Origin of the sequence: Cognatishimia activa (assembly GCF_001458335.1) — a bacterium.
Classification (GTDB): Bacteria; Pseudomonadota; Alphaproteobacteria; order Rhodobacterales; family Rhodobacteraceae; genus Cognatishimia; species Cognatishimia activa.
Map to the genome: position 1 here is coordinate 359,752 of NZ_CYTO01000024.1, position 719 is coordinate 360,470.

A 719-nucleotide genomic window follows, 5' to 3' on the forward strand; every position below is an offset into this window, starting at 1 on the left:
ATCAATCGCGTACTGAACCAAAGGACGGTCCACGAGGGTCATGATTTCTTTCGGCACTGATTTCGTCGCAGGTAAAAACCGCGTTCCCAAGCCAGCAACCGGGAAAATAGCTTTGGTGACTTTTCTCAACTTACCAATCCTCGTTTTTTTCATCCAAATGAAGATACAAATTTCTTTGCGGCTAAGATTTTTCGTCCCGGCCATCGAACAAAGCTTTGTGCCGATTCCATGAAAGGCAAATGTCAAAAGCGGAATTCACGCCCAGAAAGATTGATTAAAATTCCTTAAATCGCAGAGCGACCACCAAAATTGCGCAGTCGCTTAGAAAATTGGCGCTTTGAAGCTGTTCTTATAAACCGACAAGAGAAAATCACAAACGCACAATAACGTTCATAAGACATGCAAAAGAAATGGCAGCGCTTAAATCTGGACCATCTGTACGCCATTGCCATCAAAGATTGCCGCGCTTAAGCGCCCAGTCGCGTACGCTCCTGTATCAATACTAACAACGCCTTGGGAGATTAGCGGCACATCAACGACTGTATGACCGTGCACAACCCAGTATCCGTCGCGCCGAGCATGGGTTCCAAAGTTCGGGTGTCCCCAAATCAGAACGTCCTCAGCCTGTTCATTCACAGGCTTTTCAGGATCAGCGGCAGCGTGAACGGAAAGGACGTTTCCGTTCGAATAAGTCAGAGCCAGATCCCCGATCCATTCAA

2 pseudogenes are annotated in these 719 nt (G+C 47.1%); both read right to left on the reverse strand.

The window, feature by feature from the left end:
• Positions 1-204 (reverse strand): annotated as a pseudogene (locus TA5113_RS17100) (hypothetical protein); the annotation flags it as partial.
• A gap of 216 nt (positions 205-420) precedes the next feature.
• Positions 421-719, reverse strand: a pseudogene (locus tag TA5113_RS17010) (serine/threonine protein phosphatase); the annotation flags it as partial.